Raw genomic sequence first — 25,365 nt, 5'->3', positions numbered from 1 at the left:
GAGGTGTCTTGATGATTACAATAGAAAATTTAAATAAAAAGTATAAAGATAAGCAAATATTCCAGAATTTTAATACGACATTTAAGGACAAGACACTTACTATTTTGCTAGGCGAAAATGGTGCGGGTAAATCAACATTGCTAAGAATTATAACGGCACTTGAAACAGCTGATAGTGGTACGATTCGGTACTTTGGAGAGGTATTAAGCAACAGAGATATTAAAGGTAAAATCGGATATATTCCACAAGATATCGCTTTGTTCGAACATATGACAGTAAATGAAAACATTAATTTTTTCAAAGCGCTTAATAAACATCCCATTTCGTCAGAGTTAATAGAAGACTACTGTGAAAAGCTTAATCTATTCGAAAGAAAAGCAAAAGTCTCTGCCTTATCTGGTGGGACTAAAAGAAAAGTAAACTTATTAATTGGTTTGCTAGGTAACCCGAGTATTTTAATTTTAGATGAACCGACTGTTGGAATTGATTTGAAATCTAGATATGATATTCATCAGTTATTAAATAGTTTAAAGCGGTCGAGACTCATTATATTAACGACACATCATTTAGATGAAGTTGAAAGTTTAGCAGATGAAATCAAGCTAATTGGTAAAGATCCTTTTTATCGTAATATATTATCGGAAAAAGGATGGGCATTTGAGGATAGTTTAACAAACTAAAAACTAGTTAAAACAAACACTTGTTAACGATAATTTAACAGGTGTTTGTTTTTTATATTTCTTGATTTATCTAAAAATTTAGAAATATAAAAACGTATTGCAAATGATATTTTTAAAGTGTATTCTTATTTAATGTATCGGAATTAAATGTTTTGGGAGGATTGTTAATGGAAACACTATGGATTGTCATTAATATTATTGTTTTCTTATTATTTATAGGTTTATTAGGATATTTAACAAAAAAACATGTGAAGTTCTCTAAACGAGTTCTTATTGGTCTAGGTATCGGGATTGTATTTGGTTTAGTGTTACACCTTATTTATGGTGTTGATTCTAAAATAACCGAAACGACAGCATCATGGTTTGATGTCGTTGGTACAGGATATGTCAAACTTTTACAAATGATTGTAATGCCACTTATATTCATATCAATCGTATCAGCTTTTACAAAAATTACGATTGGACAAAATTTTGCTAAAGTTGGTGCATGGATATTCACTTTCTTAATAGGCACTGTAGCAGTTGCTGCTTTAGTAGGTATTATATATGCTATGTTATTCAATTTGGATGCTTCACAAATTGATTTAGGAAGTGTTGAAAATAATCGTGGTCAAGAAATTGAACAAACATCTAAAGATATGGAAGCAAACAATTTACCAACACAAATTATAGAATTGTTACCTGCAAATCCATTCTTAGATTTCACTGGAGCTAGAGGTACGTCTACAATAGCTGTCGTTATTTTCGCCGGTTTTGTAGGATTTAGCTTCTTACGTGTTATGAGAAAAGAGCCTGAAAAAGGCAACTTGCTTAAAAGAGGTGTTGATGCAATATATGCATTAGTTATGGGGATCGTAACATTTGTACTAAGATTAACACCTTATGGTATTTTAGCGATTATGACTAAAACGGTTATGACAAGTAACTTTGCGGCTGTCTGGACATTAGGTAAATTCGTTTTAGCTTCTTATGCAGCGTTAATTACGATGTACATCATCCATTTAATTTTAGTTTCAGTAGTGGGCTTAAACCCTGTGACTTACGTTAAAAAGACAGGTGAAGCAATGTTATTTGCTTTCACATCTCGATCAAGTGCGGGAACATTACCGTTAAATGTTCAAACGCAAACAGGCCGTTTAGGTGTTCCAGAAGGTATTGCTAACTTTGCTGGTTCATTCGGATTATCTATTGGACAAAATGGTTGTGCGGGTATTTATCCTGCTATGCTAGCTATGATGATTGCGCCAAGTGTAGGTATCGATATTGACTTGCCATTTATCTTATCTGTAATAGGTGTCGTTGTCATTAGTTCATTTGGTGTAGCCGGTGTAGGTGGCGGTGCAACATTTGCTGCTATACTTGTTCTTTCTACATTGAATTTACCAATTGCTTTAGCTGGTGTATTAATATCAGTTGAACCACTTATTGATATGGGTAGAACAGCATTAAATGTTAATGATTCAATGTTAGCTGGAACAGCTACTGCTAAAATCACTGGACAATTAGATGAAGAAAAATATAATGAAGAAGACTTCAATGAATTAGGAGAGTCTTATTAATATTTAAATACTGTATATAAAAGGCAAACTGCGATAATCATAAGCATTATCAAGTTTGCCTTTATTTATTAAAAAACTTATTAATACAGTCGGAATAATATTGAAAGCAAATAAGTACAATGATAAAGTGTTATTAAGGAGTGTGGACACGATGAGTAGAGATTTATTTATTAAAAATGAATTCCAGAAAAAATGGATCGACAAAATAGAAAATCATAAAGAAGCATTACAGAAACATGCAGAGAAAAATGATTTGAATTCAGAATTTCCATATGAAAATATTAATTGGCTAATAGAAGAAGGATACACAAAAATTGTACTTCCAAAAGCATATGGTGGAGAAGGCGCAACACCAGAAGATGTCATTTTATTTCAAGAAACATTAGGTAAAATGGATGGTGCTACAGCTTTAGCAATAGGTTGGCACATGGGTGTAGTCGGACAAATTTATCAAGAAAAATTATGGACTAAAGCATTATTAGATGAATTTGCTCAAGAAGTTATGAATGGAGCAATTGTTAATAGAGCTGTAAGTGAAGCGGACACTGGTAGTCCGACGAGAGGTGCAAGACCAAGTACACACGCTGATCGAGAAGGAGAACACTATATAATCAATGGTGTGAAAACATTTACGACAATGAGTCAAAGATTAACGCACTTTTTAGTAGGAGCATATGTTCCTGAAAAAGAAGCGTTAGGATTCTTTTTAATTCCTAGAGATGCAGAAGGCTTATCAATTGCTGAAAATTGGAATATGGTTGGCATGCGCGCTACTGAAAGTCATGATTTAGTATTAAATGATGTTAAAGTTCATGAAAAATATTTAGTAGAAGTTGCTAATGGACCAAGAGGAAACAATATAAATCCTTGGAATCTTCACATACCTGCAGTTTATTTAGGGATAGGTCAAGCAGCACGTGACTATGCAATAGATTTTGCGAATGAATATAGCCCAGGAAGTGTTGAAGGTGTTATAGCTGATATTCCAGCAGTACAACAAAATATAGGTAATATGGAATTAGAGTTAACGACAGCAAGACATTATATTTATAGCGTGATTGATAAGTATTTAAATCCTTCAATAACGGATGCACAAATAGATGTTGAACTTGGAGCTGCTAAACATGTTGTCGTGAATCATTCGATTAAAATAATCGATATTGCAATGAGAATCGTAGGCGCGAAAAGTTTGCAAATGGAAAGACCTTTACAAAGGTATTATAGAGATATTCGTGCTGGCTTACATAACCCACCTATGGATGATGTAACCATTACGAAATTAGCTAAGAAAGCTAGAGAAGAAAGAAGCAATGCTCAATAATCATAAAAGACGAAAAATTAACATGAAATAATTTTTCGTCTTTTTTATTATTATAATCCGGTGTTTTGCGTAGCCTTTAATCGTTTTTTACGTCTAGGTTTCATACCAATCGACATGTAAAGTACGACAATGAGTATCACGATCATGCCGATGAGTTGCCAAATACCAAAAGGAACTTTCAACCATAGAACTGAAGAAATAACAGCCGTAACAGGTTCAAGTACACCAAATAATGCAGTTGTTTGAGGGCTTATATATTTCACACTTTCTAAATACATCCAAAATGCGAACATCGTTCCAAAGGTAATGACAAAACTAAAGTAAATAGCCCCTTTTAAATCAAGCAAATACCATGGGAATGAGAAATCTAAATTGATTATAGACAATGCGATGCCACCTATAAACATGGACCATCCTATTACAACGAGCGACGGCCAATTTAAAAATAATTTCACTGCGTAAACTGTGTAAAAAGCAGCTGCACAAGCTGTTAATAATCCCCAAAAAATCGCGTTTGGAGGAACTGATAAAGTTGAATAGTCACCATTTGTTAAAAGTAAGCTTGTACCGAATAATGAACATAAAATAATCATAATATCTGTCCATCTAAATTTACTTTTTCTAGCCAAAAGTAAATAAATCAATATTACGACAGGTGCCAAAAATTGTAGGAGCGTGGCAATCGCAACATTTCCTTTATCAATCGTAGCCATAAAAGTATATTGCACACCTAACATACCAAATAAGGCATAAATGATAAGTTGTAATAAGGCATGTTTAACTTTGAAAATATGTAATAAAGATTGTTTCTGGATGAACTTAGCAATTAATAATAAGAAAAATCCACTTAAAATTAATCGTACAGCTACAAATAAAGAAACAGGCAAACTATATTCGGTAAAAAGCTTCTCTGTAACAGTGCCACCTAATCCCCAAAATGTAGCACCAAGCATAACGAGCAAGGTACCTTTCAAGTGATTATTTTGCAATGATAGTCCCCCCAATTCTAAATGATGTTAATTAATTTTAGCATTGGAAATATTAAGAAACAATAAGTTGAAATTCTTTTGCTTGCAATTTCATATTACGCGTTCTTATAATGAACATAATGAGTTTGAAGAGAGGTTACTACATGAAATTCATGTTAATATCGGTAGGTATACTTGCAACTGTTCTAGGTTTTATAGGCGCAGTGTTGCCTTTACTACCAACAACGCCATTCATATTATTGGCAGTATTTTGTTTCGCAAAAAGTTCTGATAGATTTCATAGTTGGCTTGTAAGTACTAAAGTGTATAAAGAATATGTAGAAGATTTTCAAAAATATAGAGGTTATACGTTAAAGAAGAAATTCGAATTGTTAATAAGTGTATATATCGTAGTAGGTTTTTCAATTTGGATGATCGATCATTTTTATATTAGAATTGGATTATGCATTATGCTATTTTTCCAAACAGTCGTCTTATTTACTTTTGTTAAAACATTGCCTGCCAAAAATAAATAGTTTTCATATTCTGTCGATGAAGTTTATAACTTTGTGGACAGTTTTTTTTATGGATTATTTTGCGAGAAGCAGATTGTAAAATAAATGAATCGTTAAAATAAAATGTAAATTAAAAAATGTTATTGCTATAAGTGATTAAGGGTTATATAATAAACAGAGATGAAAATGAGAGTCATTATCAATTGGGAGGACAATTATGAGAAAACTTTTAATGCTAGTTATGGCTTTAGCTTTGATGGTTGCTGCATGCGGGAACAAATCAGAAGATAAAGATAGCAATAGCAAGACTAAATCAAGCAAAGAAACAGTGAGCTATAAATTAGATGACGGGAAAAAAATAGATATACCGAAGAAACCTAAACGTATTGTTGTTTTAGCACCATCATATGTTGGTGGATTATTACATTTAGGCGTTAAACCAATAGGGGTTCCAGCTTCAACAGAGCAAACACCGATTCTTAAAGATAAAATTAAAGACATTAAGAAAGTCAGTGAAGATAATGTTGAGCAAGTTGCAGAATTAAAACCAGATTTAATCATTACATATAATGCAGATAAAAACTTAAAAAAATATGAAAAAATAGCACCAACCATTCCATATGATTACGTAAAACATAACTACTTAGATATGCAAGTAGAACTTGGTAAATTAGTAGGTAAAGAAGATCAAGCCAAAAAATGGGTAGAAAAATGGAAAAAAGAAACAGCTAAAGACGGTAAAGAAATTAGAGAAAAAATCGGTGAAGATACAACAGTTTCAGTTATTGAAGCATTCGAAAAAGATATTTACAGCTATGGTGAAAACTGGGGTAGAGGAACAGAAATTTTATACCAAGCATTTGATTTGAAAATGCCTGAAAGTGTAGAAAAAGACGTTAAGAAAGATGGTTGGAAAAAAATATCTCAAGAAGAAATTGAAAAATACTCAGGAGACTATTTATTCTTACCATTAACTAAAGGAAAAGCTAAACCAGAATTCACTAAGACAGAATCTTGGAAATCTATACCTGCAGTTAAGAATGACAAAGTAATAGAATTAGATGCACAAACATTCTGGTACAATGATCCGTACTCATTAGAAATGCAACGTAAATACTTAAAAGAACAATTACTTAAAAACGCTGATAAATAAAGTGTTATGAGGTTGAACAATCCAGTCTCAAATATAAATATACAAAAACAGAGAAAATCCTGGGAGAACAAGGATTTTCTCTGTTTTTTCTTTCGGTATAATCAAAGCTATTTAGTTTCTTTTACGTATTGATCATTAATTGTATAAATAGTTAAACCTACGATATTTTTATTGTGTTTTGAGAATGGTAAGCTTGCTAAATATCCTACGATAAATGCTATGAAGAAACCGATCACGGATACTGTAAATGGTGTGATTTCAGTTTTTCCAATAAAGTAAGATACGATTGCTGCTACGATTAATCCGATTATAACACCATACGTATTTGCTCTCTTAGTAAAGATACCTACTGCAAATACTCCGGCAATTGGTACTCCGAATAATCCGGTTACAAGTAAGAATAAATCCCATGTCTCGTTTGTTTCTTGATTGATTAAGTATAATGATGCTAACGTACCAAAAATGCCTGCGATAATGATGATGATTCTAGCTAATAGCACATCATTTTTAGAGTTGTTATTTTTAGAAAATCTTTGTTTCAAGTCTACTACAACACAAGCTGAAATTGAGTTCAAGCTTGATGAAATTGTAGATTGTGCTGCCGCGAATATTGCTGCTATTAATAATCCTCCAACAAATGGTGGTATTTGTGTCAAAATGAAATACGGTACGATTGCTGAAGTGTTAAATCCTTCTGGTAATGAAGAAACATTATTATAAAAAGAATACAGTACTGTTCCCATTCCATAGAAAATTGGAATTGTAATAAGAGCTAGAAATCCGTTAGTCCATAATGATTTATTTGTTGATGATATAGAACCAGTTGTTTGATAACGTTGAACGATATCTTGACTGGCTGTATATTGATGTAAGTTATTAAAGATAGAGCCTATGAATATAATTGGAATGGCAGCTGCAGCTGTTCCAAATTTCCAATTCTCTACTGATATCAATTTCTTATCTTGCATAGCTTCTTGTGCGATCGTTGCAAAATTTCCGTCGATTTGAAATGCGCCTAAGAAAATCACGGCAACGGCACCACCGATTAAAATAATCCCTTGAATAACATCACTCCAGATAACCCCTTCGATACCACCCATAAATGTATAAATCATACAAAGTAATCCTACTAATGCAGCGATTAAATATGGATTAATATCTGAAACTGATGTAATGGCGAGTGTTGGTAAATAAATAACGATTGCAACACGACCAATGTGGAATAAAGTAAATGCGAGTGAACCGATGACACGCATAACGATGCCAAATCTTTCTTCTAAATATTCGTAAGCAGTTGTAACATCCAACTTTCTAAAGAACGGAATATAGAAGTATATAAGTAAAGGTATAATAGCTATGATTGCTATATTACCTGCCGCATATGACCAATCCGTATTAAATGCTCTTTCAGGTGTTCCCATATATGTAATAGCACTTAAAGTTGTCGCATATATAGAGAAACCTACTGCCCAAGCTGGGACTCTCCCTTTTGCCTTGAAAAATGCTTCTGTATCTTGCCCGGCTCTTTTCGAGAAATATACACCGATGAATAACGTTATTAATAAATAGATGCATAACGCTATCCAGTTTCCTGTACCAAAACCTACTTCATTCATAGTATGACATCCCCTTCGTTCATCAATAAATTATAAGTTGTATTTAGAAACGAGTTCTTTAACTTTTTCTAATGAATCATCGTCTAATGGTGCTAATGGGCGTTTTACAGAGCCAGCTTCAATACCTTTAGTTGATAGAACAGCTTTTAATGTTGGATAGATACCTAAAGCTAGGACTTGCTCGATGATATCGTTTGTTTCGTGTTGGCGTTCATATGCTTCTTGAATGTTTCCTTCTTTTGCTAAGTTAAAAATTTGTCTAGCGCGACGACCGTTAATGTTATAAGTAGATCCAATTGCACCATCTACACCTGAAACAGCTGCTTGTATGAGCATTTCATCAAATCCAGAAAGTATAAGTTTATCTGGGAATGCTTTTCTAATTCTTTCTAATAAGAAGAAGTCAGCTGCAGTGTATTTAATTCCAATAACTTTCTCATTTTTAAACAATTCATCAAACTGCTGAATAGATAAGTTAACACCTGTTAAAGCAGGTATAGAATAGATAATCATATCGTTACCAGTTGCTTCAATTATTGCATCGTAATAATATTTGATTTCTTCAAAGTTGAATGGATAGTAGAAAGGTGTAACAGCTGATAAAGCATCATAACCTAATTCAGTCGCATATTGACCTAATTCAATGGCTTCTTTTAAATCCAAGGCACCAACTTGTGCAATAAGTTTTATTTCATTGCCAGCTTCATCTTTAACAATTTCAAATACTTTTTTCTTTTGAATAGTGTTCATTAAGAAATTTTCTCCAGAACTACCGTTTACATATAAGCCATCAATTTTTTGTTCTTCGATATTTTGACGAATGATTTGTCTTAATCCTGATTCTAAAATATTTCCCTCTTCATCAAATGGTACTAATAACGCTGAATATAAACCTTTCATTTAAAAAACTCCTTTTTATTTATATATTGATAATATTGTCAGACCAATTTATAATCATATTGTAAGCGAATACATTTGTCTATGTCAATCGTTTTTATTATTTGTCATGGCAATTATGATAAAATACATTATTAAAGGGAGGTAGAAAATCATGATGAAACGAACATCGTTAGTTGATGTAGCAGTAGAAAATTTAAAAGAATATATAGCTGAACATCAATTTGAAAATGGGGATAAACTGCCTTCAGAGAAAATGCTTATAGACCAATTAGGTGTTAGTAGAACTGTAGTAAGAGAAGCTATTAGTCGTTTGCAACAAAGTGGACTTATTCAAGTTAAGTCAGGAAGTGGTATGTTTATTACAGAGAAAAATAAACATTTATCTATGTTATTTGAGTCACATATGAAAGTACACGGCTTCAAAATAAAAGAGTTGTTAGAAGTTCGTAAAATATTAGAGCTAGGTGCGATACGTCTACTCATCGAAAATGCAATTCCGATAGATGCCAATAAGTTAAAAGAAATAAATGAAGTTTATTATAAATCTATAGAGCATTCTCAAAAATTAGCTCAATATGATTCAGCTTTTCATGAAACGATTATATTATTCACGGAAAATCAAACGTTAATTACAATGAGTAAAGTTATCAAAGAGTACTTTGTAAAAAATCAATTCAATCAAGTGGTTGATAAAGAAGATATCAAAAAATCTTATAAAGAACATAGGGATATTATACAAGCAATAGAATCGAGAGATTTGTCTTTAGCACATACAATTATTAATAAACATCTGTCTCGAGTTATTGAATGGATAGAAGAATTGGAGCAAAAATGATGGGAAAATTAAATAAAATTGAAGTTCAAAGTTTAAAGACTCAAGTTTTACAAGAAATCAAACAATATATTTTAGATCAAGGTTTAACTGAAGGGGATAGATTACCGACAGAAAGGGCATTTACGGAAATGTATGGCGTCAGTCGATCGGTTGTAAGGGAAGCGTTGAGTTATCTTGAACATACTGGTGTTATCGAGACGGTACAAGGTAGAGGCACGTTAATTAAAGCGCCTGATGTTTCCAGTTTAGTAGAAGGTTTCTTATTTAGTTTCCAAGTTGCGAATGGATCGAAAAAAGATTTGCTCTCGCTAAGAATTATTTTTGAATGTGCTGCTATCGAAGAAATCGTAAAATTAAATAAAGACATCAGTCAGATGAAAGCTATCGTTAGCGAAGATGTTACAAATCATTATGAGAACGATAAAGCATTCCACCAATCTATTTTGCATTCGACTGGCAATGTATTGTTTGAACAATTAAGTTCAGTTATTCATTCATATTTTTATCATATTGAAGAAGAAGGACAGGATATAGATTATATTCAAACAAACGAAACACATAAACAAATTGTAGATGCCATATCGAATAAAGATGTTAAATTAGCGAAAGAACTCATGACACAGCACTTGTCTAAATAGGAGGATATTATGAAAATTGCAATTGATATTGGAGGCACTTTTATAAAGTCTGGTGTTATAGATAAATCTCAAAGCTTACATGGTTATCAGAAAGTAAAGACACCTCACAATAAAAATGGTGGTATTCTTCAAGAGGTTATACGCATCATTCAAGATTATAAAGAAACCTTTCACTTAAATAACCCAGATGTTGGTATTTCTACAGCAGGTGTGGTTGATTCTGAAAAAGGTGAAATTACATATGCAGGACCTACAATTCCATATTATAATGGCACAAATTTCAAAGAAGCGTTAGCAGATATAGCAGGAAATGTTGTGATAAATAATGATGTTTCTAGTGCATTGCTAGGTGAATTATTAGAATATCGTACAGATGTAAAATCTATATTTTTAATGACAATAGGTACTGGTATTGGGGGCGCTTATTACGAAGATAAATTACTAGAAGGCAAACAATATAGAGCGTGTGAAATTGGATACTTATTATATGATGAACAAACTGATAAGACATATGAAGATAGAGGATCAACTACCGCTTTGAAAGCATTAATTCAAGAGCATTATAAAGAAGTTGTCACGGTTGAAAATTTATTTGATAGAGCATATGAACAAGATGACAAAGCGCTGAAAATATTAAACGAATGGGCTAAATATGTTGCTGAAGGTATTGCTCAAGTTCAAATAATGTTTGATCCAGAAGTCATATTAATTGGTGGTGGTATTTCTAAACAGGAAGGGAAATTAATAAGTTTAATTGAACCATTTATCGATAATTTTCTTCCAGAAGCATATGGGCATGCAAAAATAGAAACAACTTCTAAAGGTAATGATTCGGCACTCTATGGAGCAGTCTCAACATTTTTCGATTAATTGTTAACTTATATTACTAATAGGTTAACAATATGGTATAATTTACGATATCTTAATATTAGGAGTGAAGAAAGTGAAGACTAAAGATATCGTTATGATAGCAATGTTTACAGCTTTTATTGCAGTAATGGCATTCATACCACCGATACCATTACCATTTATGCCAGTGCCAATTGTATTACAAAATCTTGGAATTATATTGGCTGGCTGTTTACTAGGCTATAAGAGAGGTACATTGAGCGTTGTTATATTTTTACTACTTGTAGCTACTGGTCTACCGTTATTATCTGGAGGAAGAGGCGGCTTAGGTGTATTCTTTGGACCTTCTGCAGGTTATATATTTGGGTATCCAGTTGTGGCATTTTTAATAGGTTTATTGATAGATAAAAAATGGAATAAGCTAACATTTACATATGCATTAACCGTTAATATCATTATTGGTGTGTTATTACTCAACTTAGTTGGTGGTTATTTCATGGGAGAATTCATGAATATATCAATTTCTAAAAGATATATACTAGCTGCCACTTTCCTTCCTGGGGATATTGTTAAAGCAATATTGGCAACTATGTTATTATTTAGTTTGAAGAACATACCTGAAATTAAAAGGTTAAGAAATACTTAATGAGGTGACTTAACATGGTTTCATTTATAGACATAGTAACAGATGGAGACATATTGAATGAGACAGATCGATATATCCAATATCATACTTTGAATAAACGTATTCAGTATGACTCTAATAAAATAGTGTACAAAGTTATGCCTGATTTAAATACTTTTAAAAAAGACGAACAGATGTTGAAAACGTTACATGAGCAACATAAACAACCTTTTCTAAAATTTGTGTTTCCTGAAAATCATTCAATAGATTCTGAATTAGAACGATACTTAAAAGAAAATGGTTATGAATATAGTTGGATTGAATTATATATTAATGTAGATAAAGATTTTGTGAGTAAAGATAATGACAATATAGATGTTGTGACAACTAATGAAGATAATCTTGTAGATTTTTTAAATGTATCTTATGAATATGATAAGAAGTACGGTACAGATTATGCAGAACTTAAAATTGAAGTGAGTAAAAATCAATTATATGAAGATAATCCTGTACAAGTATTATCATATTATCAAGGCAAGCCAGTTGGTACATTACTCATTTGGAACCATGAGAAATATGTAGAATTAGATAGTTTCGCAGTAAGAGAACCTTATAGAAAGCTCGGTATCGGTACTAAGATGCAAGCTTTCGTTGCGGATTTTGCTCAAGACAAGCTGATTATATTAGTAGCAGACGGAGAAGATACTGCAAAAGATATGTACAAGAAACAAGGTTATGTATATAGTGGCTATCAATACGAAGCTTTAAAAGAATATGAATAATAAATAAGCGCCTACTTTACCTTTATAGGGTTTAGTAGGCGCTTAGTTGTTTGATTCATTTAACGACTTCTAATGATTCTTTCTGAATGACTATAAACGTTGAAGCTACCGTCTCTAATAAAACCGACAGATGTGATATTTAAATCGTCTGCTAAGTCAATTGCTAAGTTAGTTGGTGCGGATTTAGACAGAATAATGCCTACACCAATTTTCGCAGCTTTAATCAATATTTCCGAGGAAATACGACCACTAAAAATGAGCACTTTATTTCGAATTGGAATATTGTATTCTATACAGTGTCCATACAATTTATCGAGAGCGTTGTGTCTGCCGATATCTGAGCGATGTTCATAAAAGTTATCACCATCACTGATTGCTGCATTGTGTAATCCACCAGTTTCTTTGAATGTTTTGCTTTCTGTATGCAGTTTATCCATCATTGAGATAATTTGTTGTGGATTTATTTTTAACTTTGAATGAGAAATTTTGGCTGTAGCGGCATCGTTATTAAAATAGAATTCTCTACTTTTTCCGCAACATGATGAAATCATTCTTTGCGTGTACTTTTTATAATTAGGATCTATTATTTTACTTAATTCTATATGAGCAAATCCTTTTGAATCGTCTATTGTGATCCTTTTGATTTCATCTTTTTTCATGATGACGCCTTCTGATGCTATAAAACCTATAACGAGTTCTCTTAAATTATTTGGAGAACATATGATTGTCGCAAACTCTTCACCGTTTATCATGATTGTGAGAGGGAATTCTGTAACGTAGCAATCGGTTGTTTCTATAAACTTATTGTTTTGATATTTTAAAATAGGTTGATTGTAAGCCATATTATGCTTCATAAGAATTCCTCACTTAGTCATTAATTAATATATATTAATTTTACTGTTAAAAGAAGCATATATAAAGTGAAAGCACTTTCGAACGAACCATGCAATAAATGTGTAGGGGATATCCCTTGTTTTATAAATAAGCTATATCAATTAAGGAGTATTTGTGAAAAAATAAACACAAGGCTTTCATTAATATATTGAAAGGTGTAAATTAAGTTTATACATATTTTACATGAGAGAGGAACGAGAAAATGAAAAAGTTATTAATATTTGCCGTAGCATTACTTCTTGTATTAGCTGGTTGTAGTACGGAATCTAATCAGGATAAAGCTAAAAAAGAAACTGAAAGTAAGACTTTAACAGTTTCGGCAGCAGCAAGTTTAACAGGTGTATCGAAAGCGCTAGAAAAGGAATTCAATAAAAAGCATCCTAATACGCATATTAAATTTAATTATGGTGGTTCAGGAAGTTTACGTAAACAAGTAGAGGCTGGAGCAGATGTAGACGTTATAATGTCAGCAAATACATCAGATGTCGATAAACTACAAGATAATGATAAAGTATCTGAAGTTTATGATTATGCTAAAAACAAATTAATTATTATAAAATATAAAAATTCTGATATAAAAGAATTGAGAGATATTACTTCACCTAAAAAAGTGGCTCTTGGAGAAGAAAAAAGTGTGCCAGCAGGCCATTATGCTCTTGAGTATATGAAAAAAGAAGATTTGTATGAAGGTATGACGAGTACATTTGTATTTGCTAAAGACGTGAAACAAGTATTGAATTACGTTCAAAAAGAAAATGCCGAAGCTGGTTTTGTATATGAAACTGATTTATATAAAGGAAAAGATAAAAAAGCAGATAATGTTGTTAAATTATCAGATGCACCTTTAAATGAACCAATTATATATAGAGCAGGACTCGTTACAGATAATAAAGAAGCGAAAGAATGGTTTGATTTCTTAAAATCTAAAGAAGCGAAAGAAATTTTAAAAGAATATCACTTTGAAGGTTAGGAGATAAAGCTATGCCAGACTTAACACCATTATGGATATCCGTTAAAGTAACATTAATTAGTACGATCATCGTATGTATCCTAGGTATCACTCTGGCTAAACTGATGTTTAACTATAAAGGTAAATTAAAGCCCATTATTGAAAGTATCATCATGTTACCAATTGTATTGCCACCAACTGTTATGGGTTTTATATTACTTATTATATTTTCAAAAAATCAATTTTTCGGACAACTGTTAGATAATGTATTTCATATTAATGTCATTTTTTCGTGGATTGGTGCTGTCATTGCAGCCATTATTGTGAGCTTACCTTTAATGTATCAACATGTTATCAATGGTTTTCAAGCGATAAATCCAAAAATGCTCAATTCAGCTAGAACTATGGGAGCGAGTGAAGGAAAGATATTTAGAACGATTGTATTACCTTTGGCGAAGCGGTCTATATTCTCAGGTGTTGTCATGAGTTTTGCTAGAGGACTCGGAGAATTTGGCGCTACACTTATGATTGCTGGATACATTCCAGGATTAACGAACACGCTTCCTTTAGAAATATATTTCTTAGTGCAGTCAGGCGAAGAACATAAGGCATGGTTGTGGGTAATTGTATTGATAACTTTTGCTATATGTGTAATAAGTACGATTAATTTATTAAATCAAAAGCATCATAAGTGGGAGTAGATATTTATGATTAATATTTCTATAAAAAAATCCATTAAAGATAGAACAATCAAATTAAATATCGAGTCTTCACAACCTAAAATTTATGCAGTTGTAGGTAAATCTGGTATTGGCAAATCTACTTTGTTAAATATCATTGCAGGTCTGACAGAAGCAGATGAATGTAAAATTATTATACAGAACAAAACATTAAGTGATGGTAACCATCTTATAAAAGTTCAAGAAAGAAAAATTGGATATTTATTTCAAGACTATCAACTATTTCCACATATGACCGTTCAAGAAAATATTCATTATATGAAGCCAGCAAACAAAGAAACGGAACAGTTGATCAATCAGTTACGAATCAGTAATTGTTTAAATCAATACCCTTCAACGTTATCGGGTGGAGAATCCCAAAGAGTGGCATTATGTAGGGTATTAAGCGTAAAGCCGAACTTGCTGTTATTAGATGAGCCATTTTCGAGTTTGGATGATGAGACTAAAGAAGAAGGAATGGCACTTATAAAATCTATATTTAGAACGTGGCAAATTCCAATTATTCTTGTATCTCATTCTAAAAAAGAAGTTCAAACATTAGCAGATGAAATAATAGAAATAAAATAAAAAACCTCAGACTGTCGACAAAGTCACTTAAAGTGAACTTGTTGGCAGTCTTTTTTGCGCACGTATTCCTCAGACAGCATTATACAAAATCATGAGAATAGGGATTTCATAAGGAACTATAGGTAATCCCCTAATATAATAAGTTTGTGAAAAAAATTACAATTAATTTAGATAATAAAGGGCAATTATTAGGAGGTTCTATCGATGTCTAAATTAGGTTTGAAATTCTTTAAGCCAACTGAAAGGTTTAATGGTAACTGGTCAATTTTAGAAGAGAAAAGTAGAGAATGGGAAAAGATGTATAGAGAGCGATGGAGTCATGACAAAGTGGTTAGGACTACACATGGTGTTAACTGTACCGGATCATGTTCGTGGAAAGTCTTCGTGAAAAATGGTGTTATAACATGGGAAAATCAACAGGTTGATTATCCTTCATGTGGACCTGACATGCCTGAATTTGAACCGAGAGGATGTCCTCGTGGTGCTTCTTTTTCATGGTATGAATATAGCCCGTTACGTGTGAAATTCCCTTATGTTAGAGGGAAACTTTGGAAATTATGGAAAGCTGCTTTAAGTGAATTCGGTGATCCTGTTGTTGCTTGGGCTTCCATTGTAGAAGATGAAAGCAAAGCGGAAATATACAAAAGCGCTAGAGGTAAAGGTGGGCACGTAAGAGTTAATTGGAGAGACGTTACACAACTCATCGCCGCACAAATTATTTATACGGTTAAAAAGTTTGGTCCTGATAGAATAGCTGGATTTACGCCTATACCTGCGATGTCTATGATCAGTTATGCTTCTGGTGCTCGCTTTATCTCTTTATTAGGTGGAGAAATGTTGAGCTTTTATGATTGGTATGCCGATTTGCCACCAGCATCTCCACAAATATGGGGTGAACAAACAGACGTACCTGAATCTAGTGATTGGTATAACGCTGGTTATATTATTATGTGGGGCTCAAACGTGCCACTTACAAGAACACCTGATGCGCATTTTATGACTGAAGTTCGTTATAAAGGTACAAAAGTTGTATCAGTAGCACCGGATTATGCTGAAAATGTGAAATTCGCTGATAATTGGTTAGCTCCAAATCCAGGTACTGATGCAGCATTGGCTCAAGCGATGACACACGTCATACTTCAAGAATATTATGAAGATAAGCAAGAAGAAATGTTTATAAATTATTCGAAACAATATACAGATATGCCTTTCGTTATTCAATTAGAAAAGCATGGAGAAGGATATAAAGCAGGCAGATTTTTAAGATCCAGTGATTTAGGTATGGAAACTGAACATGCTGAATGGAAACCTGTTGTATATGATCAAAACACTGAAAAGCTTGTGATACCTAATGGCACAATGGGACAACGATATGAAGAAGGCGTTAAGTGGAATCTTAACTTAGAAAACGAAGATGGTTCAAAGATTGATCCAGCATTAACGTTGAAAGAACACAATTCAAAATTGATGACGATTCAATTTCCTTATTTTGATAATACAGGAAATGGTATTTTTGAAAGACCGATTTTAGCTAAAGAAATTGAAAATCAACACGGTGAAAAAATTTATATAGCAACGATATATGATTTAATGACAAGCTAATACGGTGTAAAAAGATTTAATCATCCTCTTGAAGCTTCAAGTTATGAAGATGAAAATTCATTCTATTCACCTAAATGGCAAGAAAAAATAACAGGTGTTAAATCTTCTGTTGTCACTCAAGTTGCAAGAGAGTTTGCTCAAAATGCAATTGATACACAAGGGCGTTCAATGATTATTATGGGAGCTGGCATCAATCATTGGTTTAACTCAGATACAATATATCGTTCGATTTTAAACCTCGTTATGCTGTGTGGTTGCCAAGGTGTAAATGGTGGTGGATGGGCGTACTATGTAGGACAAGAAAAGTGTAGACCTATAGAAGGTTGGTCAACAATTGCCTTCGCAAAAGATTGGCAAGGTCCACCAAGATTACAGAATGCAACAAGTTGGTTTTATTTTGCTACTGACCAATGGAAATACGAAGAATCGGGTGTCGATAAATTACAATCACCGTTATCAAATGAATTAAAGCATCAGCATCCTGCAGATTACAATGTGTTGGCAGCGAGATTAGGCTGGTTACCATCATATCCACAATTTGATTGTAATAGTTTATTATTTGGCGAAGAAGCGAAAGAAGCAGGTGTTGTGAATGGCATTGTTTCTATGATGGGTGGACTAGGAGGATTTTTCCCACCTCTAATCATTACATTCGTGACGAGTTTAACAGGTTCAAATCATTTAGCATTTTTCTTGTTAGCTTTATTTGGAATTATTGCACTTATTACGATGATGCATATGACAAAACTAGAAAAAAAGATATTATAATAGTATAATCTGCTCTTTTAAGGAAGAGTAGGTTATCTATTAATTGAGGATAAAGTGCTTTCAATCTATAATAGAGTTAAAGAGATTCGTGAAAGGTTGATAAAAATGAACGAACGTTATTCTCGTCAAATTTTATTCGATAAAATTGGAGAACAAGGACAAGAAAGAATTGAAAAGAGCAACGTCACTATAGTGGGAATGGGTGCATTAGGTACTCACGTTGCAGAACAGCTTGCAAGATCAGGTGTAAGTAGACTTAACATTATTGATAGAGATTATGTAGAATCTTCTAATCTACAAAGACAGACATTATTTGTAGAAAAAGATATTAAAGAAATGTTGCCAAAAGTCGTGGCAGCAGAAAGACATTTAAAAAAGATACGCGAAGATATCCAAATAAAAACATATATAGCGCAGTGTGATGCAAAGTTATTACAAGAAGTAGCGAGTTATTCTGACATTATTATAGATGCAACGGATAATTTTAATACAAGGCTTGTGATCAACGACTTTGCTTTTAAAATGAACATACCTTGGATTTATGGTGCTTGCTTAGAATCTACTTATGTTCAAGCTACATTTATACCAGGCGAAACACCTTGTTTTGATTGTGTACTACCTCAGTTACCCGTTATCAATCGAACGTGTGACACAGTTGGTGTCATCAATCCAGCTGTAACGATGGCAACAAGTTTACAAGTTGCAGACGCATTAAAAATATTATCTGGTTATAAATTTACGCCTAAAATCACTTATGGTGATGTTTGGGATGGTGAACATCAAACATTTGGTTTTGAACAAATGAGACGAAAAGATTGTGAAACGTGTGGAGAGCATCCAACATATTCAAAACTTGCTGCGTCAGATCAACAAATTACAGAATTATGTGGTCGTCATACTGTCCAATATATAAATGAAAAATTAAATCGCCCAGCAATTGAAAAGTTTGTTGCGCAAAATGGATTGTTACATAGATCCAATGCTTATATGATTCAATATTTATATGATGATCATAGAGTTGTCGCTTTTAGTAATGGAAGATTATTAATTCATGATATTGAATCTGTTGAAGAAGGAAGACAATTTGTTGAGAATATGTTTGGATAGGAGCTGTTGGGATGAGTGTCGTTGATAGAATAGAGCGAGATATTAAAGTCGCAATATTGACTGTAAGTGATACGAGAACGAAAGAAACGGATAAAGGTGGTCAACTTGTTCAAGACTATTTAAAGCCTTTAAACGTTAACCTCTCTGATGAAAATTATCAAATTGTTAAAGATGATATCGCATCAATTCAATCTCAAGTTACGAAGTGGTTAAATGCAGAACTTGATGTCATCATCACGACAGGTGGAACTGGCATAAGTCAGAGAGATGTAACGATTGAAGCAATTAAACCTTTATTAGAGAAAGAAATTGAAGGTTTTGGTGAATTATTCAGGTATTTAAGTTACACAGAAGATGTAGGTTCTAGAGCTTTGCTTTCTAGAGCAATTGCTGGAACTAAAGGTAAACAAGTCATCATTTCTATTCCAGGATCAACCGGTGCTGTTAAATTGGCAATGGAAAAGCTCATCACTAAAGAAATCAATCATTTAGTACATGAGCTTAATAAATAATTATTGTCGATTGAAATCACCGTTTATCCCACCGGATTTATGTGATAAATACGTTTCACCGATGATCATGCCTTTATCTACAGCCTTACACATATCATAAATCGTTAAAGCTGTTACACTTGCTGCAGTTAATGCTTCCATTTCTACACCTGTCTGACCTTTTGTCTTAACAGTGGCAGCGATGTTTAATGTGTATGAATGTTCATTATCCCAGTCAAATTCGATATCAATACCTGTTAATTGGAGAGGATGGCACATTGGTATGAGTTGGCTCGTATTTTTAGCAGCCATAATACCTGCAATTTGAGCTGTACCAAGTACATCTCCCTTTTTATTAGTTGCATTTTTTATTTGGTTATAAATGGTTTGATTAACTTTAATACTAGAGTTTGCGATTGCAATGCGTGTACTTGTTTCTTTATCTGAAACATCGACCATTTTTGCATGGCCTTGCTCATTAAAATGTGTGAAATCAGACATTATGATCATCCTTTCTAAAAAATATTATAACATGTAAGCAAAGATAAAATGACAAGGAGCGTTAATAAATGTCAGTTGAAATGCGAACACCAATACCTGTTAAAGAAGCAATAGAAAGCGTCATTCAAGTCGTAAAACATAAAGAACCCTTTACGCTACCTGTAGAAGAAAGCTTGAATTATATATTAGCTGAAGATGTAAAAGCAACATATGATATTCCAAGGTTTAATAAATCACCTTATGATGGATTCGCTATAAATAGTCAAGACTCACAAGGGGCCACTGGAGATAACAGAATTGCGTTTAAAGTTGTTGACCATATTGGAGCTGGCACACGATCAAATGTAAAACTGAAAAATGGGGAAGCTGTTCGAATTATGACTGGTGCGCCTATACCAGATAGCGCTGATGCAGTTGTCATGTTTGAACAAACGGTTGAAAATGAACATGGTTTTACCATTCGTAAGTCTTTTGAACAAGGTGAAAACATTTCATTTAAAGGTGAAGAATGTAGAGAACAGGATATTGTCTTGGATAAAGGACAACAAATCAATAGTGGCGTTATTGCTATATTAGCAACTTTTGGATACCAACATGTTAAAGTCTTTCAAAAGCCTACAGTAGCTATCATTGCAACAGGAAGCGAGTTAGTAGGTCCAAAAGACCCACTAGAACCAGGAAAGATTAGAAATTCTAATGGTCCAATGATAGAAGCCTTATGTCGTGATATAAATATTGAAACAACTACATATGAAATTCAAGAAGATAATCTTCAAGGGTGTATAGATATCGTGAAAAAGGCAATGATGCAGCATGACATTGTAATAACAACTGGCGGTGTATCTGTAGGTGACTTTGATTATTTGCCGAAAGTTTATGAAGCAATCGATGCAGAAGTGTTATTTAATAAAGTACAAATGAGACCAGGTAGTGTAACGACGGTAGCGTATAAAGATAATCATATATTATTTGGTTTATCTGGTAATCCATCTGCATGCTATTCAGGATTTCATTTATTTACGAAGCCGGCTATACAAAAAATGATGGCAGCTCAAGAAATTTATCCAGTCATAATAGAAGCGACTCTTAATGAGGATTTTAAGAAAGCTAACCCTTTCACGAGATTTATAAGAGCAAAAATCTCATTCTCTAACGATGGTGTATATGCGGAACCGTCTGGTTTTAACAAATCAAATGCAGTCGTTGCAATTGCAAAAAGTAACGGCATGATTATATTACCGAGTGGGACTAGAGGATATGCTAAAGGTGATAAAGTAAAAGTATTATTAACCGATCATCAATCATATGAAAGAGCATTGAATCTATGAAATGTTTACAAATAGTAGGGTATAAGAATAGTGGTAAAACAACTTTAATTAATAAATTAATTAAAGTATGCCATGATAACCAACTAACGGTAACGACCATCAAACATCATGGACATGGCGTTGAAGATATTTCAATGGACCATAAAGAAGTAGATAGTTTATCTTTTATAAAAAATGGTGCACAGGAAAGTATAGTTCTCGGAAAACAATTAATGGAGAGAGTCACTAAAGTAGATAAATCATTAGAAAAAATAATAGCTGAAGATTTATCTGTGATACCAGATATACTTCTAATTGAAGGATTTAAACATGAGCAGTATCCAAAAGTATTATTAACAAAAGAAGCGGATACTTTAGAAAAAGAATTGGAAAATGTTATATATTCATTAAATGCGTTTGATATTGAGGAAAACAAAATATTTATAAAATGGTTTCAAAATTGGTTAGAAAAAGAGTAGGTGACGATATGAAACAGTTTGAAGTTGTTCACGCTCCTATAAATCCAGAAGAATATAGAGAATGGACATTAAATGAAAAACAAGGTGCAATTGTTGTATTCACAGGTCATGTTCGAGAATGGACGCAAGGTATTAAAACTGAATATTTAGCTTATGAAGCATATGTACCAATGGCAGAGAAAAAATTGTCACAAATAGGTGATGAAATATGCGAGAGATGGCCAGGAACTATTGTGGCAATTGCGCACCGAATTGGTGAATTACAAATTTCTGATATTGCCGTTGTTATTAGTGTTTCATCACCTCATAGACATGATGCGTATGAAGCTAATGAATATGCAATTGAAAGAATTAAAGAAATAGTCCCTATATGGAAAAAAGAAATATGGGAAGATGGAGAAGAATGGCAAGGCAGTCAAAAAAGGTACCATTCTTCGATTAAAATGGAGGGTGAATGATGAAAGTATTGTATTTTGCTCATTTAAAAGAAATAATGAACATAAATGAAGAGCAAATCTCTCTTAACGAGGCATACTCTGTGTTAAAATTTAAGCAATATTTATTTGAAAAGCATCCTGAATTAAAGGATGAAGCTTTTCAAATTGCTGTAAATGAGGAATTTGTGCAAGATACAAATGTTGTATCAGATCAAGACGTCGTTGCACTTATTCCACCAGTTAGTGGAGGGTAAAGAGAAAATGATAGCAATAATTCTAGCTGGAGGAAAATCCAGTAGATTTGGTTCACCAAAAGCATTAGCAACAATAAGCGGGGAAGTATTTTATGAAAAAATCATTCGAACTTTAAATCAAACGAATTTATTCGAAAAAATCGTTATTAGTTCCAGTGAAGAGATGAAAGATTCGTTTGATTATCAAGACATTGTTGTAGATCTTCCTGAATATGAGAACAATGGACCTTTAGGCGGTATATACAGCGTGATGCAACAATATGATACAGAATGCTACTTTGTTATCGCTTGTGATACACCGAAGATAACAGAAAAAGCAATTAGTCATCTGTATCAATTTTTCATATCACGCGTAATGGAAGAACAGCTAGATATTGCTGGATATGAAGCTGATGGTAAGAAGATGCCGACATTAGCTTTTTACAGTCATCGTGTAGTAGAGGATATTAAAGATGCTCTAGATCAAGAAGAGTATAGAATGAAAGAGATATATCAAAAGAAACCTTCACAGTGGTTAAATGTAGACTTTATTAATGATCCAACGAATTGGTATCAAAATATTAATTACATTGAAGACCTAGAAACAACAGAACTTTAGCTATTGTTTAGGTAAGGAGGCGTTACGATGAATCAACCTATCAAAGATAAATTAGGAAGACCGATTAGAGATTTAAGAATATCTGTTACTGATCGTTGTAATTTTCGCTGTGATTATTGTATGCCAAAAGAAATATTTGGAGACGATTTTGTATTTTTACCTAAACAAGAATTGCTCAGCTTTGAAGAGATTGTAAGGCTTTCTAAATTGTATAGCACTTTAGGTGTTGAAAAAATAAGAATTACGGGTGGAGAGCCACTATTAAGACGTAACTTATATAAATTGATTCAAGAGTTAAACAACATCGAAGGTATTGAAGATATAGGTTTAACAACAAATGGCCTTTTATTAAAAAAGCATGGTTTGAATTTATATCAAGCTGGGTTAAGAAGAGTCAATGTCAGTATAGACGCGCTTGATAATGAGTTGTTTAAATCTATTAATAATCGAAATATATCGGCATCTCAAATACTTGAACAAATTGATTATGCTGTCTCTATTGGTTTGAAAGTTAAAGTTAATGTTGTCATTCAAAAAGGGATCAATGATCAAGAAATATTGCCACTCGTTCAATATTTTAAAGATAAAAATATTATTGTGAGATTCATTGAATTTATGGATGTAGGAAATGATAATGGATGGAACTTTGATAAAGTAGTAACTAAAAAAGAAATGCTGGATGAAATAGCGTCAACATTTGAAATAGAGCCAGTAGATGCTAATTATTTTGGCGAAGTTGCAACGTATTATCGTCATAAAGATAACGGTGCACAGTTTGGACTCATTACGAGTGTGTCTGCTTCATTTTGTTCATCATGTACGCGAGCAAGAATTTCATCAGACGGTAAATTTTACGGATGCTTATTTGCTGAGAAAAATGGATATGACATTAAGTCCGAATTAAGAAGCGGTAAAACAGACGATGAAATATTATCTATATTGAAACATTTATGGAACATTAGAGATGATAAATATTCAGATGAACGTACAGAAGCTACCGTAGCGAGACGAAAAAACAATAAAATTAATATGAATTATATAGGCGGATAAGAAATGTATTTCAAGTAATATTATTTTCTAAACGACTGACACAATAAACAACAAACCTAAGATGTAGCCCATCTTAGGTTTGTTGTTTATTGTATTATTTTTTGAAATACATTCCAATTATCATATCTAAAGTATCATCTGTAAGGTTCAATGTGCTTTGTCCTGCTTTTTCCATCATTGCTGCTGTATTGTCATCATTAAACTCAATGGACTTTGAGAAGTATGGTGCGAATACATCGATAAAACTATTAAGAACTCTTTCATCATCTGTAATTGTATTAATCTCTGTAAGAGGCGCAACTTCTAATTGATGAAAGTCTAAATGATGCTTAATTGTTTGGAATATAAAATCATTCGATGGCGGATTGTTATTGGTTGCATGATATATTTTATGATTTTCAGCATAATCACACGCTACAGTCAGTACGTCAACAACGTAATCAACTGGAACGAAATTGGATGAATGGCTCGCATCTCCAAATAATCTATAAGAATTATTGTCTTGTTGTCTTTGAACTCTACGTTTAAATACTTTTAATGCTTTCATAAAACCATATAAAGTAAAGTTAGAATCCGCTTCTCCAGTTTTAGAATCTCCTATAATAATTGCTGGCCTAATGATTGAAGTTGCCATAGTTGTGCACTGTGCCACGATGTGTTCTGCTTTTATTTTTGTTGCTTCATAAGGGTTATGTGTTGGCGACTCAAGTGAATGTAATGTTTCTTCAGCTTTGTCTTTTTTGCCAACTGTATAAGCGGTTGAGACATAAAGGAAATGTTTCGTTTGTAATCGTTCAGCTAAATCCAAAGCATGTTTTGTTCCAATATAATTAATGTGGTATAGCTCATCTGCTAATTCAAAGTTGAATTTCACTAATGCAGCTAAATGATAAAATTTATCTATTTGAGGTATATTGTTAATGTCATGATCATTAACATCACAACATTCATTTGTTATATCCCCATATACAAAATGAATTCTTGAATGAAATGATGGGTCTAATTTTTCTAGTAATAACATTTTTTTATGATTAGACCTATATAATACGTAAAAATGTTTGTGTAAATCTTTTGCAAGTGATTGTATTAACTCAGCACCTACAAATCCCGTTGCACCAGTTAAAAAGATATTCATGTTTCCACTCCGATTCTAAGTTTCTCACTATATTTTGAATGATGA

General features: G+C 32.8%; 27 protein-coding genes and 1 pseudogene. 22 read left to right on the top strand and 6 right to left on the bottom strand.

The window, feature by feature from the left end:
• The first annotated feature begins 11 nt into the window (after positions 1–11).
• The 3 genes from LQ598_RS07865 to LQ598_RS07855 all read left to right on the top strand — a co-directional run bounded on the left by LQ598_RS07865 (position 12) and on the right by LQ598_RS07855 (position 3,560).
• A complete protein-coding gene (locus LQ598_RS07865; protein ID WP_107556933.1) occupies positions 12–680 on the top strand; it encodes an ABC transporter ATP-binding protein in 669 nt (222 codons plus the stop codon).
• Positions 681–847: 167 nt separating this feature from the next.
• Positions 848–2,239, top strand: coding sequence for an L-cystine transporter (locus LQ598_RS07860; protein ID WP_103323548.1), 1,392 nt, complete (start codon positions 848–850; stop codon positions 2,237–2,239).
• 151 nt (positions 2,240–2,390) lie between these two features.
• Positions 2,391–3,560, top strand: a complete 1,170-nt coding sequence (locus LQ598_RS07855; RefSeq protein ID WP_107536388.1) for an acyl-CoA dehydrogenase family protein — start codon at positions 2,391–2,393, stop codon at positions 3,558–3,560.
• Positions 3,561–3,610: 50 nt separating this feature from the next.
• On the opposite strand, the gene LQ598_RS07850 is transcribed toward LQ598_RS07855, so the two are convergent.
• A complete protein-coding gene (locus LQ598_RS07850; RefSeq protein WP_107556935.1) occupies positions 3,611–4,549 on the bottom strand; it encodes a DMT family transporter in 939 nt (312 codons plus the stop codon).
• A gap of 143 nt (positions 4,550–4,692) precedes the next feature.
• On the opposite strand from LQ598_RS07850, the gene LQ598_RS07845 reads away from it, so the two are divergent.
• Together LQ598_RS07845 and LQ598_RS07840 are read left to right on the top strand one after the other, a co-directional pair.
• The gene (locus tag LQ598_RS07845; protein ID WP_016911821.1) at positions 4,693–5,064 is read left to right on the top strand and encodes a YbaN family protein; all 372 of its coding nucleotides are present in this window, start codon (positions 4,693–4,695) and stop codon (positions 5,062–5,064) included.
• A gap of 196 nt (positions 5,065–5,260) precedes the next feature.
• Positions 5,261–6,196, top strand: a complete 936-nt coding sequence (locus tag LQ598_RS07840) for an ABC transporter substrate-binding protein (RefSeq protein WP_107556936.1) — start codon at positions 5,261–5,263, stop codon at positions 6,194–6,196.
• Between the two features lie 107 nt (positions 6,197–6,303).
• On the opposite strand, the gene LQ598_RS07835 is transcribed toward LQ598_RS07840, so the two are convergent.
• Complete coding sequence (locus LQ598_RS07835; protein WP_103323551.1) at positions 6,304–7,812, bottom strand: sodium:solute symporter family protein; 1,509 nt, start codon at positions 7,810–7,812, stop codon at positions 6,304–6,306.
• A gap of 30 nt (positions 7,813–7,842) precedes the next feature.
• Positions 7,843–8,712, bottom strand: a complete 870-nt coding sequence (locus LQ598_RS07830) for an N-acetylneuraminate lyase (protein ID WP_103323552.1) — start codon at positions 8,710–8,712, stop codon at positions 7,843–7,845.
• Positions 8,713–8,863: 151 nt separating this feature from the next.
• Between LQ598_RS07830 and LQ598_RS07825 the strand changes: the two genes are divergently transcribed.
• The 5 genes from LQ598_RS07825 to LQ598_RS07805 all read left to right on the top strand — a co-directional run bounded on the left by LQ598_RS07825 (position 8,864) and on the right by LQ598_RS07805 (position 12,441).
• Positions 8,864–9,547: a FadR/GntR family transcriptional regulator gene (locus tag LQ598_RS07825; protein WP_016911817.1), complete on the top strand. Its 684-nt coding sequence runs from the start codon at positions 8,864–8,866 to the stop codon at positions 9,545–9,547.
• Positions 9,547–10,185, top strand: coding sequence for a FadR/GntR family transcriptional regulator (locus LQ598_RS07820; protein ID WP_107556938.1), 639 nt, complete (start codon positions 9,547–9,549; stop codon positions 10,183–10,185). Before LQ598_RS07825 ends, LQ598_RS07820 begins: the two co-directional genes overlap by 1 nt.
• Before the next feature lie 9 nt (positions 10,186–10,194).
• Positions 10,195–11,055, top strand: coding sequence for an ROK family protein (locus LQ598_RS07815; protein WP_107556939.1), 861 nt, complete (start codon positions 10,195–10,197; stop codon positions 11,053–11,055).
• Between the two features lie 73 nt (positions 11,056–11,128).
• Entirely contained in the window at positions 11,129–11,680 is a 552-nt protein-coding gene (locus LQ598_RS07810; RefSeq protein WP_016911814.1) for a biotin transporter BioY, read from the top strand.
• A gap of 14 nt (positions 11,681–11,694) precedes the next feature.
• The gene (locus LQ598_RS07805; protein ID WP_107556940.1) at positions 11,695–12,441 is read left to right on the top strand and encodes a GNAT family N-acetyltransferase; all 747 of its coding nucleotides are present in this window, start codon (positions 11,695–11,697) and stop codon (positions 12,439–12,441) included.
• Positions 12,442–12,500: 59 nt separating this feature from the next.
• Here LQ598_RS07805 and fdhD read toward each other — a convergent pair whose 3' ends face one another.
• Positions 12,501–13,295: a formate dehydrogenase accessory sulfurtransferase FdhD gene (fdhD, locus tag LQ598_RS07800; protein WP_107556941.1), complete on the bottom strand. Its 795-nt coding sequence runs from the start codon at positions 13,293–13,295 to the stop codon at positions 12,501–12,503.
• 242 nt (positions 13,296–13,537) lie between these two features.
• Here fdhD and modA point away from each other — a divergent pair, with 242 nt between their 5' ends.
• The 6 genes and pseudogenes from modA (at position 13,538) to LQ598_RS07770 (ending at position 19,580) form a co-directional block, all read left to right on the top strand.
• Complete coding sequence (gene modA / locus LQ598_RS07795) at positions 13,538–14,305, top strand: molybdate ABC transporter substrate-binding protein (protein WP_107556942.1); 768 nt, start codon at positions 13,538–13,540, stop codon at positions 14,303–14,305.
• 11 nt (positions 14,306–14,316) lie between these two features.
• Entirely contained in the window at positions 14,317–14,985 is a 669-nt protein-coding gene (gene modB, locus LQ598_RS07790) for a molybdate ABC transporter permease subunit (RefSeq protein WP_107556943.1), read from the top strand.
• 6 nt (positions 14,986–14,991) lie between these two features.
• A complete protein-coding gene (locus LQ598_RS07785) occupies positions 14,992–15,591 on the top strand; it encodes an ATP-binding cassette domain-containing protein (protein ID WP_107536399.1) in 600 nt (199 codons plus the stop codon).
• Positions 15,592–15,795: 204 nt separating this feature from the next.
• Positions 15,796–17,781 (top strand): annotated as a pseudogene (locus tag LQ598_RS07780) (molybdopterin-dependent oxidoreductase); the annotation flags it as partial.
• Positions 17,782–18,066: 285 nt separating this feature from the next.
• Entirely contained in the window at positions 18,067–19,068 is a 1,002-nt protein-coding gene (locus LQ598_RS07775; protein WP_107536404.1) for a ThiF family adenylyltransferase, read from the top strand.
• An 11-nt stretch (positions 19,069–19,079) separates the two neighbouring features.
• On the top strand, positions 19,080–19,580 hold the full coding sequence (locus LQ598_RS07770) for a MogA/MoaB family molybdenum cofactor biosynthesis protein (RefSeq protein WP_016911491.1): 501 nt from the start codon (positions 19,080–19,082) through the stop codon (positions 19,578–19,580).
• Here the strand turns inward: LQ598_RS07770 and moaC are convergent, their stop codons facing one another.
• Positions 19,581–20,060: a cyclic pyranopterin monophosphate synthase MoaC gene (moaC, locus tag LQ598_RS07765; protein WP_016911492.1), complete on the bottom strand. Its 480-nt coding sequence runs from the start codon at positions 20,058–20,060 to the stop codon at positions 19,581–19,583. It lies immediately after the preceding gene.
• A 68-nt stretch (positions 20,061–20,128) separates the two neighbouring features.
• Here moaC and LQ598_RS07760 point away from each other — a divergent pair, with 68 nt between their 5' ends.
• Genes LQ598_RS07760 through moaA form a run of 6 tightly spaced genes read left to right on the top strand, consistent with a single transcriptional unit; the run spans position 20,129 to position 24,185 of the window.
• Positions 20,129–21,388: a molybdopterin molybdotransferase MoeA gene (locus LQ598_RS07760; protein ID WP_239745408.1), complete on the top strand. Its 1,260-nt coding sequence runs from the start codon at positions 20,129–20,131 to the stop codon at positions 21,386–21,388.
• Entirely contained in the window at positions 21,385–21,846 is a 462-nt protein-coding gene (gene mobB, locus LQ598_RS07755) for a molybdopterin-guanine dinucleotide biosynthesis protein B (protein WP_239745407.1), read from the top strand. Before LQ598_RS07760 ends, mobB begins: the two co-directional genes overlap by 4 nt.
• Before the next feature lie 8 nt (positions 21,847–21,854).
• Positions 21,855–22,304 (top strand): molybdenum cofactor biosynthesis protein MoaE, encoded by a 450-nt coding sequence (locus tag LQ598_RS07750; protein WP_016911495.1) that lies wholly within the window; start codon positions 21,855–21,857, stop codon positions 22,302–22,304.
• Positions 22,304–22,537: a molybdopterin converting factor subunit 1 gene (gene moaD / locus LQ598_RS07745; protein WP_239745406.1), complete on the top strand. Its 234-nt coding sequence runs from the start codon at positions 22,304–22,306 to the stop codon at positions 22,535–22,537. The genes LQ598_RS07750 and moaD overlap by 1 nt, the downstream gene beginning before the upstream one ends.
• A 7-nt stretch (positions 22,538–22,544) precedes the next feature.
• Positions 22,545–23,135: a molybdenum cofactor guanylyltransferase MobA gene (gene mobA / locus LQ598_RS07740; RefSeq protein ID WP_107536408.1), complete on the top strand. Its 591-nt coding sequence runs from the start codon at positions 22,545–22,547 to the stop codon at positions 23,133–23,135.
• A 27-nt stretch (positions 23,136–23,162) separates the two neighbouring features.
• On the top strand, positions 23,163–24,185 hold the full coding sequence (moaA, locus tag LQ598_RS07735) for a GTP 3',8-cyclase MoaA (protein ID WP_107556952.1): 1,023 nt from the start codon (positions 23,163–23,165) through the stop codon (positions 24,183–24,185).
• 94 nt (positions 24,186–24,279) lie between these two features.
• Here moaA and LQ598_RS07730 read toward each other — a convergent pair whose 3' ends face one another.
• Positions 24,280–25,320, bottom strand: a complete 1,041-nt coding sequence (locus LQ598_RS07730) for an SDR family oxidoreductase (RefSeq protein WP_119596035.1) — start codon at positions 25,318–25,320, stop codon at positions 24,280–24,282.
• Positions 25,321–25,365: the final 45 nt, after the last annotated feature.

Source organism: Mammaliicoccus sp. F-M27, from assembly GCF_022387115.1.
Taxonomy (GTDB): domain Bacteria; phylum Bacillota; class Bacilli; order Staphylococcales; family Staphylococcaceae; genus Mammaliicoccus; species Mammaliicoccus vitulinus.
Note: the sequence above shows the minus strand (reverse complement) of the source record. Positions and strands in the feature narration are given on the sequence as shown.

Coding starts and splice junctions, on each gene's coding strand:
- LQ598_RS07865 (WP_107556933.1), top strand. CDS start 12: ATGATTACAATAGAAAATTTAAATAAAAAGTATAAAGATAAGCAAATA.
- LQ598_RS07860 (WP_103323548.1), top strand. CDS start 848: ATGGAAACACTATGGATTGTCATTAATATTATTGTTTTCTTATTATTT.
- LQ598_RS07855 (WP_107536388.1), top strand. CDS start 2,391: ATGAGTAGAGATTTATTTATTAAAAATGAATTCCAGAAAAAATGGATC.
- LQ598_RS07845 (WP_016911821.1), top strand. CDS start 4,693: ATGAAATTCATGTTAATATCGGTAGGTATACTTGCAACTGTTCTAGGT.
- LQ598_RS07840 (WP_107556936.1), top strand. CDS start 5,261: ATGAGAAAACTTTTAATGCTAGTTATGGCTTTAGCTTTGATGGTTGCT.
- LQ598_RS07835 (WP_103323551.1), bottom strand. CDS start 7,812: ATGAATGAAGTAGGTTTTGGTACAGGAAACTGGATAGCGTTATGCATC.
- LQ598_RS07830 (WP_103323552.1), bottom strand. CDS start 8,712: ATGAAAGGTTTATATTCAGCGTTATTAGTACCATTTGATGAAGAGGGA.
- LQ598_RS07825 (WP_016911817.1), top strand. CDS start 8,864: ATGATGAAACGAACATCGTTAGTTGATGTAGCAGTAGAAAATTTAAAA.
- LQ598_RS07820 (WP_107556938.1), top strand. CDS start 9,547: ATGGGAAAATTAAATAAAATTGAAGTTCAAAGTTTAAAGACTCAAGTT.
- LQ598_RS07815 (WP_107556939.1), top strand. CDS start 10,195: ATGAAAATTGCAATTGATATTGGAGGCACTTTTATAAAGTCTGGTGTT.
- LQ598_RS07805 (WP_107556940.1), top strand. CDS start 11,695: ATGGTTTCATTTATAGACATAGTAACAGATGGAGACATATTGAATGAG.
- fdhD (WP_107556941.1), bottom strand. CDS start 13,295: ATGAAGCATAATATGGCTTACAATCAACCTATTTTAAAATATCAAAAC.
- modA (WP_107556942.1), top strand. CDS start 13,538: ATGAAAAAGTTATTAATATTTGCCGTAGCATTACTTCTTGTATTAGCT.
- modB (WP_107556943.1), top strand. CDS start 14,317: ATGCCAGACTTAACACCATTATGGATATCCGTTAAAGTAACATTAATT.
- LQ598_RS07785 (WP_107536399.1), top strand. CDS start 14,992: ATGATTAATATTTCTATAAAAAAATCCATTAAAGATAGAACAATCAAA.
- LQ598_RS07775 (WP_107536404.1), top strand. CDS start 18,067: ATGAACGAACGTTATTCTCGTCAAATTTTATTCGATAAAATTGGAGAA.
- LQ598_RS07770 (WP_016911491.1), top strand. CDS start 19,080: ATGAGTGTCGTTGATAGAATAGAGCGAGATATTAAAGTCGCAATATTG.
- moaC (WP_016911492.1), bottom strand. CDS start 20,060: ATGTCTGATTTCACACATTTTAATGAGCAAGGCCATGCAAAAATGGTC.
- LQ598_RS07760 (WP_239745408.1), top strand. CDS start 20,129: ATGTCAGTTGAAATGCGAACACCAATACCTGTTAAAGAAGCAATAGAA.
- mobB (WP_239745407.1), top strand. CDS start 21,385: ATGAAATGTTTACAAATAGTAGGGTATAAGAATAGTGGTAAAACAACT.
- LQ598_RS07750 (WP_016911495.1), top strand. CDS start 21,855: ATGAAACAGTTTGAAGTTGTTCACGCTCCTATAAATCCAGAAGAATAT.
- moaD (WP_239745406.1), top strand. CDS start 22,304: ATGAAAGTATTGTATTTTGCTCATTTAAAAGAAATAATGAACATAAAT.
- mobA (WP_107536408.1), top strand. CDS start 22,545: ATGATAGCAATAATTCTAGCTGGAGGAAAATCCAGTAGATTTGGTTCA.
- moaA (WP_107556952.1), top strand. CDS start 23,163: ATGAATCAACCTATCAAAGATAAATTAGGAAGACCGATTAGAGATTTA.
- LQ598_RS07730 (WP_119596035.1), bottom strand. CDS start 25,320: ATGAATATCTTTTTAACTGGTGCAACGGGATTTGTAGGTGCTGAGTTA.